The sequence below is a fragment of the Amycolatopsis sp. SID8362 genome, assembly GCF_010550475.1.
In the GTDB taxonomy this organism is placed as follows: Bacteria; Actinomycetota; Actinomycetes; order Mycobacteriales; family Pseudonocardiaceae; genus Amycolatopsis; species Amycolatopsis eburnea.
The window spans coordinates 1-541 of sequence record NZ_JAAGNB010000808.1 but is presented as its reverse complement, the minus strand read 5'-3'; the positions used below and the strand labels follow the sequence as shown (position 1 = coordinate 541).

The following is a 541-nucleotide window of genomic DNA, read 5'->3' as shown; positions in this document are numbered from 1 at the left end:
GACCAGCCAGCCCGAACCGGGGTGGTAGCCGGTCCGCTCGCCGACCTGGACCACCCGCGAGCGCGACGGCCAGCCGGTCAGCAGCTCGGCCGGGTCGGTGCCGGCCGCGTCGTAGGCGAGCAGCTCGTGCGACAGCGTCTCGAGCACCACCGGCAGCTCGGTGAGCCGCGCGACTTCGCCCAGCACGACGCCGGGTTCGGCGCCCGCGACGGTCAGCGCGGTGAACGTCTCGTGCACGCGCTCGGCGGCGCGCAGCTCGGCGACCTGGGCGTCGACGATCTGGCCGTTCACCGCCTCGGTGACGCTGACGAACCGCGTCTCGCGCGAGAGCGTGACCAGCGGCAGGCCGTGCTCTTCGGCCGCCTCGACCAGCGCGGCGGGCAGCTTGTCACTCCAGTGCCGGACCAGCTCGATCACGACGCCGGCGGCGCCGACCCCGGCCAGGTCGGCGACGTAGCGGGCCAGCGCCGGGCCGTCGTCGGGCAGCGCGACGCCGGTGGTCAGCACCAGCTCGCCGCCGCGCAGCAGGTGCGCGATGTCG

At 75.6% G+C, this 541-nt stretch carries 1 protein-coding gene; it reads right to left on the bottom strand.

The annotated features are described in order from the left end of the window. Positions 1–541: PucR family transcriptional regulator ligand-binding domain-containing protein (locus G3I65_RS24910; protein ID WP_203612497.1), on the bottom strand; the 541-nt coding region annotated here is incomplete at both ends.